Origin of the sequence: Paenibacillus sp. MZ03-122A (assembly GCF_024213325.1) — a bacterium.
In the GTDB taxonomy this organism is placed as follows: Bacteria; Bacillota; Bacilli; order Paenibacillales; family Paenibacillaceae; genus Paenibacillus; species Paenibacillus polymyxa_B.
The window spans coordinates 24,267-41,821 of record NZ_JANAVI010000022.1 but is presented as its reverse complement, the minus strand read 5'-3'; the positions used below and the strand labels follow the sequence as shown (position 1 = coordinate 41,821).

The 17,555-nt window shown below is 37.9% G+C and carries 12 protein-coding genes; 1 reads left to right on the top strand and 11 read right to left on the bottom strand.

The genetic code is table 11. The features are described 5' to 3' along the window. Nucleotides 1-29 precede the first annotated feature (29 nt). The 9 genes from NLX74_RS24685 to NLX74_RS24645 form a co-directional block, all read right to left on the bottom strand. Nucleotides 30-950 carry an AlbA family DNA-binding domain-containing protein gene (locus tag NLX74_RS24685; RefSeq protein ID WP_254330845.1) on the bottom strand — a complete coding sequence of 307 codons (921 nt, stop codon included), beginning with the start codon at nt 948-950 and terminating at the stop codon, nt 30-32. Between the two features lie 483 nt (nt 951-1,433). Then, nucleotides 1,434-3,206: a hypothetical protein gene (locus NLX74_RS24680; RefSeq protein ID WP_254330843.1), complete on the bottom strand. Its 1,773-nt coding sequence runs from the start codon at nt 3,204-3,206 to the stop codon at nt 1,434-1,436. Between the two features lie 330 nt (nt 3,207-3,536). Continuing rightward, nucleotides 3,537-5,147 (bottom strand): TnsD family Tn7-like transposition protein, encoded by a 1,611-nt coding sequence (locus NLX74_RS24675; RefSeq protein WP_254330841.1) that lies wholly within the window; start codon nt 5,145-5,147, stop codon nt 3,537-3,539. Nucleotides 5,148-5,178: 31 nt separating this feature from the next. Continuing rightward, nucleotides 5,179-7,071, bottom strand: coding sequence for a TnsD family Tn7-like transposition protein (locus tag NLX74_RS24670; protein ID WP_254330840.1), 1,893 nt, complete (start codon nt 7,069-7,071; stop codon nt 5,179-5,181). Nucleotides 7,072-7,085: 14 nt separating this feature from the next. Further along, nucleotides 7,086-8,801, bottom strand: coding sequence for an ATP-binding protein (locus tag NLX74_RS24665; protein ID WP_254330838.1), 1,716 nt, complete (start codon nt 8,799-8,801; stop codon nt 7,086-7,088). Further along, nucleotides 8,791-10,950: a transposase gene (locus NLX74_RS24660; RefSeq protein ID WP_254330836.1), complete on the bottom strand. Its 2,160-nt coding sequence runs from the start codon at nt 10,948-10,950 to the stop codon at nt 8,791-8,793. Before NLX74_RS24660 ends, NLX74_RS24665 begins: the two co-directional genes overlap by 11 nt. 19 nt (nt 10,951-10,969) lie before the next feature. Next, nucleotides 10,970-11,767: a heteromeric transposase endonuclease subunit TnsA gene (locus NLX74_RS24655; RefSeq protein WP_039276256.1), complete on the bottom strand. Its 798-nt coding sequence runs from the start codon at nt 11,765-11,767 to the stop codon at nt 10,970-10,972. Between the two features lie 495 nt (nt 11,768-12,262). After that, a complete protein-coding gene (locus NLX74_RS24650; RefSeq protein ID WP_254330834.1) occupies nt 12,263-13,090 on the bottom strand; it encodes a hypothetical protein in 828 nt (275 codons plus the stop codon). A gap of 69 nt (nt 13,091-13,159) precedes the next feature. Further along, the gene (locus NLX74_RS24645) at nt 13,160-13,486 is read right to left on the bottom strand and encodes a hypothetical protein (protein ID WP_254330832.1); all 327 of its coding nucleotides are present in this window, start codon (nt 13,484-13,486) and stop codon (nt 13,160-13,162) included. Between the two features lie 290 nt (nt 13,487-13,776). Here NLX74_RS24645 and NLX74_RS24640 point away from each other — a divergent pair, with 290 nt between their 5' ends. After that, the gene (locus NLX74_RS24640; RefSeq protein WP_176715723.1) at nt 13,777-13,920 is read left to right on the top strand and encodes a hypothetical protein; all 144 of its coding nucleotides are present in this window, start codon (nt 13,777-13,779) and stop codon (nt 13,918-13,920) included. Between the two features lie 820 nt (nt 13,921-14,740). Here NLX74_RS24640 and NLX74_RS24635 read toward each other — a convergent pair. Continuing rightward, nucleotides 14,741-16,525: a GMC oxidoreductase gene (locus NLX74_RS24635; protein ID WP_254330831.1), complete on the bottom strand. Its 1,785-nt coding sequence runs from the start codon at nt 16,523-16,525 to the stop codon at nt 14,741-14,743. Nucleotides 16,526-16,620: 95 nt separating this feature from the next. Then, the gene (locus NLX74_RS24630) at nt 16,621-17,538 is read right to left on the bottom strand and encodes a hypothetical protein (protein WP_254330826.1); all 918 of its coding nucleotides are present in this window, start codon (nt 17,536-17,538) and stop codon (nt 16,621-16,623) included. Between the last annotated feature and the right edge of the window lie 17 nt (nt 17,539-17,555).

Below are 17,555 nucleotides of genomic sequence, written 5' to 3'. Positions count from 1 at the left end.
TTCCCCCGAACTAAATGGTTTTTTCTTCATCAATGCGTCCGAAACTTATGTGGGATCCCCTTCTGCCGTTTTACCTTCCAAAGAAAGTCGCCGATTGCAAAAATTCTCGCATTTTTGATATTTGCAGAATATTTTTTCTCTCGTGCATCCACTAACAGAAGCTCAAATACGTATTCCTCAGCACATATTCCATGTTCATCAATATTTAGTCTGAATGGGTCTGATGATTCAAAGCCAACCATTAAGTGTCCAACTTTTTCGGTTTTTGGTGTTAACACTAATTTGAAATCTGCACCTATAAATTTATCAAATCCATATACGTGATGCCTTGAAAATTCTTTTCCTTGATCATTGCGGACATATAAGGTGCCACCAATTATCGTAATAGGCAATTCTGTTGTATTTGTTAATACAACTTCTATAGAAGCACAACCTTCTGTATCGTGTACGGCGTGTAGTGTCTGTTCAAGAAATCTTATTTCAAATTGTCCTTTGTTTAAATACATATAGTCAAAGTCACTTCGTTTAGCTATTGTATTCATACTTCCTTTACGGATTAAGCAAAGTCCCTCTTTCAATCCGCTGAAATTCTTTCTCATCATATATGGCTTATTGTCTGTTTCGTGAATTTTAAAAATACCTAACACTAAACCCTTATATTCGTATTTGAAATAATCAAACTGTATTTCGGGTTCGATATTATTTAAGACCAACTGCCCATAATTAGATGAGTCTATAAATTCTTTTGGATCAATTCCTTTTATCTCCTTGCCTTCTGGTCGATCCTTGATTCCAATAATAATGAATTTATCTCCATTATGCCGAGAATTGGCCATTGCCATTATATCCATGAGTAAATCCATACTTTTGTCTTTATGGTATTGTCTCTCTTTAAAGTCCAGGAATTCGCACTCATACCCTGATTCAATTAACTCAACAATCTTATCCATAGGCACCTCACTATACCTCTATGTACAACGAACTATATGTTTACATGTTTACTGTAAAAATTCGACACCATGCAAGAAAATCCTACTTTATTCACAAAAATTCTCATATAATACGAACTATAAAGTATATTGAAAATTAAAAATCGATCTTGCTAATGTACTTATTTCTCTTCTCATTCACTACGTAGTTGATAAATAATTTTCATTATTGTTATCCCACTAAGAAAGAAATGTTCTACAGCTTTCTGGGATGTTCATTTCGATACTTAAATCTCTCTATGAATCTTCACTTTTATACTCAATAAGGCATACAATGTTTTTTCAAAATTCAAAAAAGGGAGCCCAACTTAATGTCTCAGGTTCCCTTTTTGAATATGTTGAAATTTTCAATTTAAATCCGGTTGTACAACTTTTAGCTCATGTTGCGTGACATAATAGCTGGTAGCCTATTTTAGCACAAGTAAGTTTTTTTATTTCACCACTTCATTGCGCATCAATGTAAGCTTCACAACCATCACAAAGTCCGTCCTCTTCTTGATTTAGAGTTTTATCGCATCTCATACAAAACCCTAATGTATTTACTCTTCCACAATTAAGGCATTCTCCGGTCTTATATCTTGACGGACTCTCTACGTCCGACTCTTCATCACTGAAATAAATAGTATAGGATTCACAATGACGACAAGGTACATTAGCTATCTCATCCTCTGTGATTTCGGGGAAATCAGAAGAAATCACAGAGGATATGAACTTCTCCATTTTAGATAGTCCAGAGGTGACCTCCCAATGATCTTGAACTAAAGGCATATAATTTGTTTGCTCATCGTTATACTCTGCCTCTCCATTCGTATAATAGAGATCAAACATTTCCTCTTTATCAATTGTTATTACTCGCAATGTTACTGTACTTGTAGCTCCTGCAGAAGAATCGATATCGGGTAAGACAATCACTTGTATATCATCTCTTGTTACATTGTGCTCAATTGTAAATATAATGGACTCTTCATTAAGAGTAGGTTCATTATATAAAAATTCTAAATCCGAGCGATAATAAAACATATCTTTTAAGTTATCAAAACTGGCAGTCAAGTTTTCTTGGAATTCTTCAATAATGTTACTCTCCTCGAGAATACGAATACCAGTTGCTTCTTCGATATAATCTTTCCAATCATCAGTTTGTTGTCTTTGTATTACTTCAGCCTCAAACCTTGTTTCTTCCAAGTAACTTGCAACTTCCGTCTCCGTATATTTTTCAAATTTCTTTTCGGCTTCTGTAATCAATTTTTGGAGTTCACTCATGCCTTTATTGAACTTATTCCTCAATTTTAAATCTATCAGTTTATTATGAGCAACATGATTTCGATCTGTAGTAAACTCAGACCAAAGGCCACTAAATTTTCTGGAGTCACAGGAAAACCAAGGAAGGAAGTAATCTTCCCAAAAATCTTTATCCACTTCCATTTGTTCTTCTAATTTTTCTAATAGATTAGGGTGTAACTTCTCGATTGATTTAGTGTTAAAGAAGATACTATTCATTATGCCTTGGAAAAGGAAAAGCTTCTCTTTTTCGTCTCTAGTTAAAGCATTTAGTGGCTCAGCAAAACCCTCAAACAGATTCATTTCATCAGGTTCGCGAAAAATGCTATTCCTCTTCAACTTATATGTTTTATAATTCAGGATTCGAATTAAATCGCCTGTATCAATAGACATCAAATTAGTATGTATATTGTCAAAACTAGGAGTGCGACGTCTATATTGATCACTTCTTTGGTTATACTTATTGATCAAATCATAGGGCATATATCTATCCCACCAGTCCCCTCCAAGCTTAAAAAACATTATGCTGTTGATCAGTCTCCTTAGAGAATTTTCTACACTATGTACTTTCTTATACAACTCTTCTGCAAAAAGTTCAGACTGGCTGTCTTCTAACCATACACATTGTTCCCATTCTCCAATCATTAGATCTTTAATCTTTATCTTTACATCATGTAGCTCAAGATTTGAAGTATCTTTAGTAGGTAGAGTAATATCTACTTTAAGTTGGATTGTTTCTGAAGTAGCTACAACAGTAAAGTTAATTAAGAATTCTTTTTGTTTATATTCAAAGGTAGCTTTACGAATAGTTTCCTTATTTAAATAAAACTCCAATCCATTGGACTCTAACTCATTCTTTAAATTATTCATAATCTCATTTGTATAGCTATAAAAATCAAATCGTTTATTCTTCTTATTGATCATGACAAACCTAATCAACAGTCACTCCCCCTTTTGGATCAATGATATAAAAGTTATTATTTTCAGCATAAACAAGCTTAAATTAAAAGTCAGAGAATGACAACTTCCTCTTGCAAACATCACATTTCACTTCAATGACCAGACCAATCCCTGTAGGAATAAACGTATAAGAAAATTTCGCTCCCGATACATCAATCGGTTTGCACGAATCCCACTCTCGTATTTGTTCTTGCATTTGATCCGTAATTTCGAATATCACATGACACCTCGTTTCCCATTTATATTAGTTAGTTTAAAGGAACAAACGGATTCCAACAACAAGTAACCTTTTAATTAATCATTACATACTCATTTTATTTCTCTCATAATTCGCATTCGTTCATGATACTGTTCTGTAGTTTCAACTACTTGTTCCAGCTTAGCACGACTTTGAGGTAATTTTTGACGTTTAGTGTAGATCATCGTCGTACAATGAAGCTTTCTTGTTATTTCAGAACGTGATATACGTTTGGTATGCGTTGTTTTCAATAAAGTAACTGTTCTTTCAATGGCCTGTAGCAATTGCTCATCTCTTTTTCCCCAATCTACACGCTTATAAGGAACTTTATAATCATCACGATTTATTCTTTTACGTATAGGTTTACGTCGAGCACATTGATGCTTTGTATTTGGATAAGAAGTCGCTTGACCTAACTCTGAACAATTTGAGTACTTTTTGACCGTTCCTGGATCAACTCCCAACCTTCTTGCTTTTTCACGCAAGCTCAAGGCTGGATTTGAGGACAATTCATTCAACTTGTCCATCCATTCGGCACCTAACTGCTTAATTCTTCCGATTCGATACATGTCCGTTTCAGTCTGATCTGGACCTCTCCGTGAATAGATAAAACCGCAGCTACACTGAAATGTTCCAACAGGTTTGGCAGTTGTTGAACATCTGCTCACAATGACAGATGTAATTACTTTATTCCTAAAGTGGGTTGCTGCTTTGTTTAAACATGGCCAAGGCCCTTGGCCAAACGCATTTGCCTTAATATATTGGTTCTTTCCCTCCAGGTCCTTCATATCCACATTTAGAAAATACTGCACTAAAAGATGTCTTAGAGGGTGAGTTGAGTGGCGAGGCTTCCTTAACATTTTGTGAAGCCAAGTATCCTGACTACCTTTATTCAATTTACAACCTAAGTCTTCAAGCATAGTCGTGCTATAGAAGGAATTGAACTGAGGAACAAGGTCTCTAAATTTGATGTTGCCTGCAGCAGTTAGGAATCCCATATATTGAAGCCTGTAGAGGTAGTATTTTCTGGTTGCTTCCATATCAAGTGAGCCATAATTGTTTTTTAGGAGATCAACTGCTTTCTGAGCTATAGTGATTTCCTTGTCACTACCTTGGAGGGCAAGCGGAACAATATCTTGAAGTATAGATTCAAGAGGTATAAACTCGTGTTTCTTCCCTTTTTGTGCATAGAGAATGGGGGATTCCAAAAGATAGCACTGATGTTCCGAACACACGAAGGCACCGGTTAGTTGATGAGAACGATGCCAGTAAGCTATCCCAAACTTCAAACGATCGATCGACACACATTGATTACAGTATCTAAGAAAAAGTGGGCTTTCCACTCCGCTTGCAGGCAGGCCCATCCACATATAGATAGATTGGCAGTTCGTGTGTACTAAACTTTGAAGTATACGGTTATATCGATTTTCGAGAATAAAAGGACGATAATAAGGAATGAGCGTGTGGTGCTCCAATAAGTATGAAATAGGGATAGCCTTCCCTGGTATTCGCGTGTGTAAAGCATATAGATGACCGGAATACGCAGTTACAGCAGAATCATTAGATGTAGAAAACAAGTCCCTCAATGTCTTTCTACTGCTTTCATTACCAGAATTAACATGGTACCTTGCAAAAACACTATACAATACTTCATCTGGTAATGGAGTTGGGAAGTTGATCATGTCTTTGTTTCCTTTCTGCAAACTATCTAGTCTAGCGTTCTATTTCTTTAATAACCCAGTCTTGTACTTCTTTCGAACATTTTTTATACAGAGGAAACCTATTCTGAACTAATTTAAGACTAGGATTTTTATATCGAGATTGTTTAAACCATTCAATGACTCGACTAACTGTACGTAGTGCATACGCATCCTCTGTCTCGATCTTCGATTCGAGAAGCCCCCTACTACGTGGGAGAATAGATCGGTAAGCATAGTACAGCTTATACTTAGCTTTTGAGAGCTCTCGGAAGATAACCATTCCAGATATTCGCTCACGTGGATTTTCACTATAGACTTTTGTAATAGCTTGTTTCAATTCTTGATACATCTCATCATCTTTTGTTTCCCAATTAATGGATGTTGATATTGGTTTCCTAGGCGGGAGATGTTGCTCCATCCATTCTCTTTCTCTCTTCATGAGCCAATCATATCTATGCATGTTATACTTTCGAATTTTAGGCCTGGTGGCATCGTTCCCTAATATCTTGATCGCCTCCAAGATAGTTTCCTTACAAGTTGTTACTTTATCTTCTGCAGCAACTGCTGCTTCGAAAAAACCGATTTCCAATACCTTTTCTTCTTCAATCTCTCTAGGGTATTTATGTTTTCTACGTCGACCCATATATGGTCTTAAATATTTCCGAACAGTGGTTCGGTTAGAATACAATTTTTCACCAATCTGTTCTAGAGTCATCCCCATTTCAAAGTATTCTATTACCTTCTGTATGAACAAAAAACCCCAAGTTTCAACGGAATAACCAGAGTTCTCTTCTTCATTTGGCTTTGTTTTGCGAGTATAGATAAGACCGCAATGCGAACAAGTAAATCTGCCTGTAACCCACTCATGGGCTTTTCGTCTAATATTGGTAATCACAAGCTCATTATAGTGCGTACAAATTGGGTTAAGACATGGCCAAGGACCGACCCCAAACGGGATTTTTATCGAATAACTTTCTTGACTATTTAAAAATGATTTTACGGAGCCTGATAAAAATCTCATCATAAGAATGTATACAATTATAAAGCTCCCCATATATCTTTTATCAAATAATCGTGTTATATTTTTTTCACTCAGCAACTCCTCCGTAAGTATTCCTAGTTCAAGCAAATACCTTTCACCGTAGAACTCAATAAATTCAAGCATTAATTTTTTTTTATATATAAAATCTCCACGAAAATGAATGAATCCCCGTGCACCGATACTGATCATTAGTTTTAAATGGAGTGACTCTATATCTAATCCCTTTTCATTCAGCAATGTATTAATATCATTCAATAATGCTTGGTCTGCCTGTCTCTTGTTTAAGACTCTATTCTCAATAACATCCTGATTACAGGAAGGACAATAGAGATCATGTAACATTTCCTTTCCATTTTTTTTGATTAGTGATGATCCACATGTATTACATTTAGAAATCAGGTCGCACCCATGTATCAAACACTGACTCAAAAATGAGAACTGATGCAAACGATGAAGATATACCACACGATATTGATTGTAATCTTCAAACATGCAATCAGGGCAGTATCTACCTTCTGTGCTAATAAAAGAATACAGCGAACGAGAGTTCAATTGATTTCTCGATGAGTTAACTCTCATACCTTCTTGAGTATTTGCTTGCTTTTCTTTTGTAAGGAATGGTCTTATGATTGGAAAAAAACTATGATTCTCAATGATATGATCCACGAAGTCTTCTGTAACACCTAAATCTAATGACATACGAGCAAGATTTTGGGGATAGATGATCCGCTCTGGTACGGAGTTCCCCAAAAGCTCTATTTTACTAAGTGCATATGTTTTTGTAGATCTCAAGTAATACCGGTGAACAATACTCCGGAAATCCTCATCCGGGTACGTGGGTGGAAAATATATAATTTTTCCCATCCCCCCTCCTCCTCTCATATAAATTCATCAAACGCGGCAACAAGTCCAGCACGCTTAATAGCTTCATCTGAAGAAATACCTTGTTTATTGGCCTCGGAACAAATGGAACGCATATCATCAGGTCTCAATATATCTTTGGTTTTAGACTTCGTTCTTATTGCTTTCTTTTGGTTAATTGACGACTTTGAATCCTCCTCTGGTTCTGATTTTTTACTGTCGAGAACCTTTTGAGCAATCAGTGAGTATAGTAACTCTACATCCACTTGCATATTTCGGTTTTCTAATTCAATTTGTTCCGCAAAAAATGTGGCTTTTTCAGTCGTAGCACCCATCTTCATTGCAAATGTGCACAATTGTTCGATCAAGACCTTCCGATTATGCTGAATTAATATGAGCTTATGTTCCTCAGAAAGTTGGCCATCAATTGTTATTCGATGCTGAGCATCCATAATATATTTTTTAAAAGCGATCCAATCGGGCTTTAAATCTTCATACTCAGCTGGATCTATTTCATCGCCGCGTCGTATGCGCTCAAAAATGGGTTGTACAAGTCTAAACGTTTTGTTTGCAACCATTTCAAGCACATCCATCGTGATTTTTTCTGTATCCCCGTACAGAATCGTATGGCATTGCACATGCATAAATAGTTTTACAGCGAAATCAGGAATACCAAGTGTGTGGTAATACATCGCGGCTTTCAGCTCAGGTGTTAGAGGAGTAAATGTTTTGGTATACTGTAAATCCCATAGTCCTTGCAAAAAGAGCTCCCACTCCAGGCCGTCTTTCATTCGGTCAGTAATGTTCTCAGCATAACCATCAGGTATGCCTCGTCGGGTGTTAGCTAGTGAACTCTTAAATAGGTATAGTGCTTTAAACGTTCCAATCATAACGATCGGAATCCCAATTGAATTGGTCAGTTCCGTGATGAAATCAATCATCTTTTCTTCTCCACCTGAGTGACCTCGATGTATGCGCTGTATCTCATCAATAACAAGTACACCTAAATTGATTTGTCCCGCTACTTTCGACATCCGTTTAGCCAGAACTTCTGCACGTCCATCCTTTTCAGCTAAGTCATCATAATAGGAGGTTCCTAGCAGTTTATCCACAGCAAAATAGAAATTACGACAAAGTGCCCCTACCGATTTATTACTTGGACATTCAATATGAAGCCAAACGACTTGCTTACAAGCCAGATAGTCGGATTTATACTTGGTATGGTGAATAACCTGGGGAATTAGACTCAACACTCTCTCGTAAGATTTGGATTTCCCCATCCCACTTAGACCTATATCAGCCATTTGCTGAGCTGTCTGAATATTGCCAGCTAAATTCTCTCCATCTTCATTGGTGCCTGCGGACAATATATGATCTAAACCAATAGAAAGCTGCCTTTGATACATGGGGCTAATTGGATTTCTCGACTGGTAACCAATCTTAATCATGGTGTATAGATTTCTATATCTCTCGAAGTGGGACACTAAAGGTTGCCAGTAGGTGGGCTTGATTTGTTGGACAAGTTCCACACGTTCTTCATCGTTCAGTTGAGAAAGATCCCCTGTAAATCGAGGCATTGAATATAAGAGTTGGTAAAGTTGATCTTGAGTCAGTCTAGGTGGGATAGCTTCAATAAAGGGGTTGTTTTGATAGGATTCAATTATTTGTGGATGGTACTTTGCCTCGATCTGTCTCCCCTTAAGATACATAAAACGATCTGATTTACTGTTCATTTATAGACCGCCTCTCTTTATTTTTACTCAAAAGAAAAAGCTGCATCTTATTTATAGGAGGAGTATGAGAAGACGTCTCCGGTGACATTAATCGAGATTCTGTAAATTCGATTGGATTTTCTTCAGTTTTCCGCTTCGCTGCCCATGAGATGGAGCTTCCATGGAGACGAGACTCAAGTTTCCTCTTGATCCGTTTATTCTTATATCTAGTGGACTTAGGTTCCCCTTGTCGACGTTCTTCCATTGCACTTCTTTCAACTTTAGTCATATATTTTGCAACAGCATCCAATTCCGATTCAATCTGATATCGCTCATTTTTTGCCGCTTTCAATTGTTTCTTTTTGAAATTTAGGAGGGCTCTCACATCATCCACATGTAACCCTTCATATTCTTTGAACTTAGTCGTGAGACTGCATGGAATAATAGATCCATTTTTGAGTCTGATAAAAATGCTGCTGCAGTTACGGGGATCGTAGCTAACCTCAATTTCATGGTTACCCTCTATCAACTCATCTTCAAACCAACCTTCTTTTACACCGAGTTCACAAGCATAATTCAATTTATTGGCCATAATACCCCGACGTGTAACCGTCCCTTTTACTTTAGGCAGAAGTATATACCGGATCATTTCGCGAGGTTTTTCCTGAAGCAGGCTTCGCTTTGCCCCCCAATTCCACATGGAAAGTGGTGTTAACTCGACATTTTCCCTTGCCATTTCAGAAGTTACAAGATAATCATCACTGAGTGCCTTACGGTTGTATTCCAGAACAAATAAAATAACAATCTTCATAAAAGCCTCGAATGTATACACGCTGTTCTTTGAAGGATCAAGGTCTCCTCTTTCACGGTGCTGCTTATGGACTGCTCCAGGAATTAATTCCTTCACACGCCCACAAAAAGAACGAAATTGTTGCTCAATGTATGGCTTTAAATCTGCCCGATAAGAAGGAGGGTTCCCCACACGCACATTTAAACTTACTAAGTTGTTGGAGTTTTTGCTCTTCATTTCCCCTCGATCACCGACTACCATCTGCGGAAGATGCTTACACGGCCAGTCTTCTTCATTGATTGTGATTCCGTATTGATCGCAAAATTCTACTTTGTCAGTAGATGCATTCTCGAGTGCGACCATTGCTTCGGACCAAGCATTCGTTTTAGAAATATGAGCTCCTGCAATTAGACGGCTCATTACATCTTTGACAAAATACACATGAGGTCTGCCAATTACGGTTTTATAATCAGATGAAAGTAGAAGTACATCCGCTGGCGTAGCATCAATCTCATAAAGTGCACCTGGGCTATGAATGGCTTCAACGGGTGACCCTAGCAACGCTCTCGCTTTCATCTCCGCTTTGCGATCCCCTAGTTTTGCAGCCAGACGTCTCTTTTTGTTATACTCCTTTTCATACCAATATCTAAATTGCCTAAGTGACGGACAATTATCCATAATTACAATGGGCACCATAACATTGTGTTTTCGGTAGAATCCTTCGTTGTAATGCTCTTCACACATATGCTTATGGGTAGCAATGATATTCATTTTTAACCTTACATGGTATTTCTTTATCGCAGCCTTAAATCTTTCTTTATCCTTGTCCGTAATTACATAATTATGGTTTCCTTTTGGTTTGGGTCCTGTCTTTTTACTTATCTTTCTCTTATCCGAAGCAACACCTACGTCACGATAATCATGAAGTAAACCATTAATTGATTTTCCATAGAACCAATATCTTTTTAAGAGATGATATATTGTTTTTGGGGGTGTTCCTGTTCGTTCAGATTCTTCTCTAATTAATGGCCCGCGTGATACGCTAAAATAAATTTCTGGCTCTTTACTTGCGATAGACTTAATTAATGCAAATTTCTTCTCTCTCTCTGCTCCATATTTATTTAGATAGTCATCTGTAGGGTGTAAGATTTTTAGATCCGGCTCATAAAAATATAAGCTGGCAGCCTCTACCTCTAACAGATTGAGCAGTTCTTTATAATCTCTACAATATGGTAAATGTATTTTTCGTTTATTATCAATATTTATCAAAACAACGTACGATTGATCAGGAGCAATCCAGAGGACTCTTTCAAAGGACATTACTTCTTCATCGTCCGAACTATGTTTTCGAAAAGCAACGACAGAATTGAGATAAATCATGGTTGCACCACCTTTGTAATTAAACTGAGCTTTCAATATGCAGAGGGGCACTTTCACGTATTGGTTCCATCATTGATGTGATCCAATGCTTGTTGGCTAGCATATGTTTTACCATGAACATTGATGTTCCTGGCTCTATGCCCAATTGATTATCGCAGTTAAGACATTTTTTGCTGATAGATAAGTCTTTACCAAGTGTTTGAAGTTTTAGCAGTATAGGTTCTGCTAACATGCTCACCATTTCCTCATCTAAGCCTGGCCTAGCATCAAGGCGTTTCGCATCGTACAACCAATCAATATTTTGAATGAACGAAACAGGTCTTCCAACATCAAAAACAACTCTCCACTGTAAATTCATTTCTTTATAATATTGACGCTCAATCTCAAATAGCTCTAAGGTTCGTTTACTTAATTTATGGGTTGGTTTGATGGTCCGCGGATGTTCCTGTAGTTCTCCATCACTACTCATCGTGGTTAACATAAAATCAGTGGACATAACGATATCCTTACCTTCATATTGAGGGTGTTTTATATTCAGCTTTGCTGCAATTTCTTGAGTAACTTCGATTGGTGTTAGGGGATATTGCTCTCTGATGTCTACAACCTGATCTGACCATTCCTGAACAAGCAAATATTGATATTCATATTTAGAGAGGGTATGGTGGATACGATTGGAGTGCCATCCTAAAGTACGGGTCAACCATCCCTCTGATGCTACTTTATTATCATTAGCTTTTATAAAGGGAATATAGTTCTCCCCACGGCCTTGCCCTCTTCCATCCTTTAAACGATTAAAATGAGTTGGATGAATAGCCATTTCCTCACGTGCTCCTTTCTCAAAAAAAGGCACACAACATTAATGTTATGTGCCCTCTAGTTGTGTATATTTTCCTCATCATATCACAGTGTAATTAGGTTTATAATCCTTTTTGTATAAATTTGTCCAGGGAATTCGCCAGATTACGAATTTATACGATCTTTTCTTTGCCTTTGTCTTCGTCGTACCTTTTGCAATTGTTACCAATACGATAACATAAAATATGATGCTCAATAGTAGAGTTGAATTGTAGAATCAGTATGTCTTCTTGTTCTTTATATTGAAAGACAGGTATCATCCAACCCAAAATGAAGGCACTCTCGTACCAATGTTCTTTCAGTGCTTTCTGACATGTATAGAAACGGTCTTGAAACCGCTCTATGCACCGAGATGATATTGTTTCAATTTAGGTTTATATGGTATTTTAACGTAATTTGAAGCATCTAAAACAGAATATACCCTATCATTCATAAATATGCGCAAGTCATGAATCGTCTATGACTTCCATAAACTTTCCTGACTAAATCGTGATAATCGAAGTTGCTTTTTAAGAAAAAATTCATGCATCCATCCGTCTTTCTCCAGGTTGGTCAGTATATATCTACTCGTTATATTTTTTAACTGACGAAACCGATTGATCTCAGATTTTTTAAAGAAACCTTTTGCAGCATATTCCATCACTAACTCATAATTAATACGCCCAGCACAAACTAAAGAATCCTCACTTAATTGACCCAGTGCATCGATGATTTTAAGCTGCGGACTTGGGATCACTACATTCAAACTTCCAGAAGGAAGCTCTACTCTTTGAATTTCCTCTTTCATTTCTCGTACCGTGCTTTTCCGCAGAGCATCCCACCGTCGTAATTCCTGGTCATAAAAGAGACGGATTCTTTTCCACTCCTCGATCTGCTGTATAATGTCTAGCTGTTTAACGTGTGTCTCGAAGCCCCTTAACTCGTCAGCATCGATCCATAACGATTTTTTGGGCGAAAAACGTAAATAAGACTGTTTTGGAATTGAAAGCTGTTCAAGCTTCTTTTGTTCCTCGGGCATAAGTTTGTCCCATTCAATGTTTAAAACCAGAGAAAGTAAACCATAACTATTTAAAAAATCGAACAGATTTCTCTTGTCTTCCTCATAGGTATGTAACAAGCAAAACGTTCCCACAACTCTCTGCTCTAACCATACCATGCGTTTCAGACCTAGACTTTCTTGATGATTCATCACACTATTACGTAATAATGCCAACTTCTTTTCCCTTCGTTTTAGATTTTTATAGTTCCCCTCCTTAATAAACCGTTCAAGTTGATCTAAATACACTGGTACATCGCTCCTTGTGTAAATGCATATCTATGGTTACCAAGTGCTTGCCCTGCAAAAAATAGGACTCTAATCGTTATTTTTTATGATCTGCTTAGCTAGTTTCATTAGTTGGACACTCTGTACATACTCATCCAAGTTAAGACCTTGCAATGACTCTCTTACAACAATTCTGCATTCTTCAAGTTCTTCGGAATCCGCTTCTAGATAAATAACACTCAAGTCAGTTGGGGTATATTGAATGCGGATATTCCATCCCCCGTCTCTTTGGGCTATCTCAAACCAACGCTCTCGTATCGCTTTGGAACAAGTATAATAAAGCTGCTGATACCGAATACCCATAGGTGTTACTGAAGCAAAATCATACATTTTAAAACAATCTGATTTCAGGGGCATCATCGTTCCTCCCTTTAGCTTATATCTATATTTATTGACAATAAGATTTTTTATATTCATTACATAATAAAATATCCGAATATAAATAATACTGAATAGGCTTCACCTTAGAAATGAACTTAACACTTTATTCAGGTAAAGTCAGCTTTCATACTGAATTTCGTCTTTTAACCGAGATTTTCGTGTGATAAAACAACATTCAAAAAGGAGGAACTCCGGATTGTACTATTCAATCATACTCAACAATGATACTGTGTGGTGTTGGAGATAGGGTCGCTGAAGCATTAATCATGGAGCTTCCAACCGAAGTACTTGCAGATGAAGTTGCTTTTCAACTCCAAATGGCTTGGTTCGATGGAGAGTCTTGGGGAAAGAATGAGATGAAAAAACAACTTGATCCAGATGGCTACTATTCAGAAATCATAGAGCAATAACAAGCATTAAAAACTGGAATCACAGCGAACAAAAAAAACAACATGCCGAAATGACAGAACAATATAAATCACAACGAAAGAAGTCAGACAACACGTATTACGTTTGAAAAAATGATTCCCTTGGTAAAGCTCAGATGATAAAAATATCATCATCATCTTAAGGTAAAATAAGGACTATCTCCCATAGGAAATAGTCCCTTGCTGTATCGATTTAATTATTTGGAAGGATAAAATCCCTTCAATACATCACGCATTTCTTGCTTGACATGGATATTCGGACGTTTTTCTTTAGCTAAGGTCTCTGCATGTCACAGAAGAACTTTCTTGTAAGACGGATAGTGATAGCTTAATTGTTGGTGCATCTGATTCTTCAAGCCACTGGCATGTTCGACGATGACATTCCGCCTTGCTACCAGTTGCACAATTGTCCAGTACATGTCTAATGGATTCGCATCCGGCAATTCATCAGTCTAGCAAGCAATACTTTGGAATGCAGAATGCTTCCTAATCGTCACTCTTTTGCGCGGTGATATTGCTCATTCATTCGGTGTAGGATAGGGCAGAATTGACTTCCTTGACGATTTGCTTCTTCTCGACAAGGTGAACAAAGAAAAAACCTTGAAAGACTACAGCCTTTCAAGGTCAAATTACAAAACAAAATTCAGAGGTTCATGTCCACACTGTGAAATGTTTACACAAAATATCTTACAGTTCCGAACTCGCTGAAAATAACGAGTTCTCATGTAATCGATAACTTATATACCATTTTAAACAGATAACTACATACATTCTTCATCATAACGCCATAATGACATCAAAGTCAGCTCATTACCGAACTAGTTTTGGTTGACTCAAGTGACCATTCCTTTAAAGGGGGTATTTCAGACTTGGACTGTCTACTCAAAGTATCGGCCAAATGCTGTGCTAAACCTACCATGGTCAAAGTTGGATTCCAAGAACCACTAACAGGCCAAAGAGATGCACCAGTAACGTACACATTTTCTACGCCCTTAGGTCGATAATCCAGTCCTACAACTGCATCCTCATCGGAACCAATGTATAGGGTAGATCCTTCGTGTACCATGCCTGGCACTCTTATTTCTGAGGGATCTGGCCTAATGGCTTGCCATGTGCCTGATCCATTAGCATCTCCATGCCAATATTCTACTCTGCCTGGACCTTGGGGTGAGAGAACGCGTTCTAAGGCTTCAAAAGTTCCCTCCTCCATGGTGTCCCATACGGCAAGATCCTTTTCGTTTTCCTCTACCTGCAGGAGCACATTACTAGTGAGGTCATTCCCTTCCGTTTTTCGAACTCTATTTCTTGGATTATTATAATCAAGCTCACCTAGCACAGCGCAGACAAACACAACATAGTCTTTGGACGATAGCAGCTGCTGCATCGATGCGGTAGCTACTACATCTGGCATATGACGTGCAGCAGTAGCGGCATTGGCTAGTGGATCGCGATCCGACAGAGCTGTGATTTGAATGTGATACTGGCCCTGAGTATGTTCATTCTCTCCCGCTAAATAAATGGCAGCTAACTCCAACTCTTCCAGTTCAGAGTTGAACTCATAGTCGTTACGCGGGATACGAGCCACAATAGAACTAATGAAATGTGCCGTAAATCGGCTTCCCGCATTGGTTACCTGTGGAAAAGAATTCAATATCAAGGTTGTGGGAGGAAGCGTACCCATTGCAAGGATTACTTTTGCATCACCCACGTTAACAATCCCGCGGCTTGTTTCCAACGCAGTAGCTTTGCCTTCCTGCTGCACAACACGGCTTACTATGCAATCAGTTGCAATTTTCAAAGAGCCCCCTTTTTCTTGTTGCTCTAACTGTCTCTGCTTCATTAGCAATGATAGAAGGGGTGCCGGCGTAGAAAACTTATTGAAATCTATACCTTGCACGGTTGACGACCCAACAGCCAATGGGGCGGGAATAACCCTTGTGGCCGATCCAATTTTGTTCAAATTCTTTTCGAGGCGTTTGGTGAGTTGTTCCTGCAAAACACCAAATATTGGACGATATCCTACCGGAAGCGCCGTGCAATCTTTATCGATTTCATTAGCCGGAATCACGTTAAGCAGGTATTCTGCCTGCTCAAAATATTCTTGAGCTGTGTTGATAACCTCCTCAGGCCAATGTCTCATCTCATCACGTGTTGGACGTGGGCACCAAGCACTCCAAAGTGTCGATCGACCACCAAAAAAGGGAACCATCCCGTGCTGCCACTTAATATACTGCTGGTTGATTGTGGATGCTGAAAGAGTCCATGGAAACGTTTCAGACAACCCACCTAATGTTTGCTGAAATGGGAGTGGCAAGTTTTGAAAATGCTCTGGCAAGAAAAAAGGTCCACGTTCAATGATCAGGATTCGAGCGTGAGGATCATTTTGCAATACACGATCTGCAAAACCAAGAGCACAAAAACCACTTCCAATAATGATGAAATTGAACCTCTCTTCCTCACGCGCCCGCTTCCACTCCTCTTGAGAGAGGAAAAAAACATGATCCATAACCTGGGGACCCGTAGGATTTTGGGGACCCGGGGTGGGATATCCATAATTAAAATTGGGGGCTGAAGATGCAGTCTTCATACATAAGCCTCCTCATATGTTATTACTACTTCACATACGCCCTTTTCATCTGATTTTGTGTAATGAATGTTAGTATTTTTTTATGGTAATTTATTTTAAACGGGTACAGCAGACCTGAATTTCGGAAAAAATGTTCTGGGATGTTTTTCCTCATCCTGTGTTCTCCAAACAATTAAGTCAAACTCTTCTCCATTAACCTCTACTAATATTTTCTCTTTACCATTTAAGAAAGCAACAGTACCGATTGCTAGTAAGCCTTCAGCACTAAGTCCGACAAAAAAACCACCTTTTAGTTTTAGAAGTCTTTCCTCACCCTGATTATCCTTTTTTGTATAGTTGTATTGAATAGTAATAAATTCAGCTTTATTGCTTTTCTCTAATCGATTAACCTCCACATATTTCAAGAAATAAATCGTGTCTTCAAGAGCAGTAATTTCAAAAGGACCATCATTAATATAATAATGATACCAGAAGTGATGTCCATCAAGTTTACCAGGTGAGTCTCCTTCCTCTCCAATAAAGACATGCTCAAAAGCAGATGTACTCGTATCATCGTATTTATATTGCTCGAACCACATAGACTTCAATTTTTCTATCCATTCTACGTTAGAACTATTATTTGATAAAAAACCCTTTTTTTCTGCATATATCCTTGCGATTTTCATCGGTTCAGTTGTTATTGCAAATTGCAAGAAATTGTTTATTTCATTAGCTTCTTCTGTTGTAGGCAAGTCATCCTGATGTCTACGCCAATTATAATTATCATGCAGTTTTCTGAACAATTCATAGGACTTCATCTTTATATTCGGAATATAAACTTCAGTGAGTACGTGAACTTGCCGTTCTTTACTAGGAGTTGATGATTCGTTAGGGTAAGGATCCCTATCAACGATAACAAATCCATCACTTGCATTTTTTTCATTATCACTTACTCCTTTAATCAAGGGTTGCAAACCATTTTGCTTCATATCAGCTTGCCAAATTTCATTAACCCACATTTCAATATGCGCCACTACATACATCTCCCTTC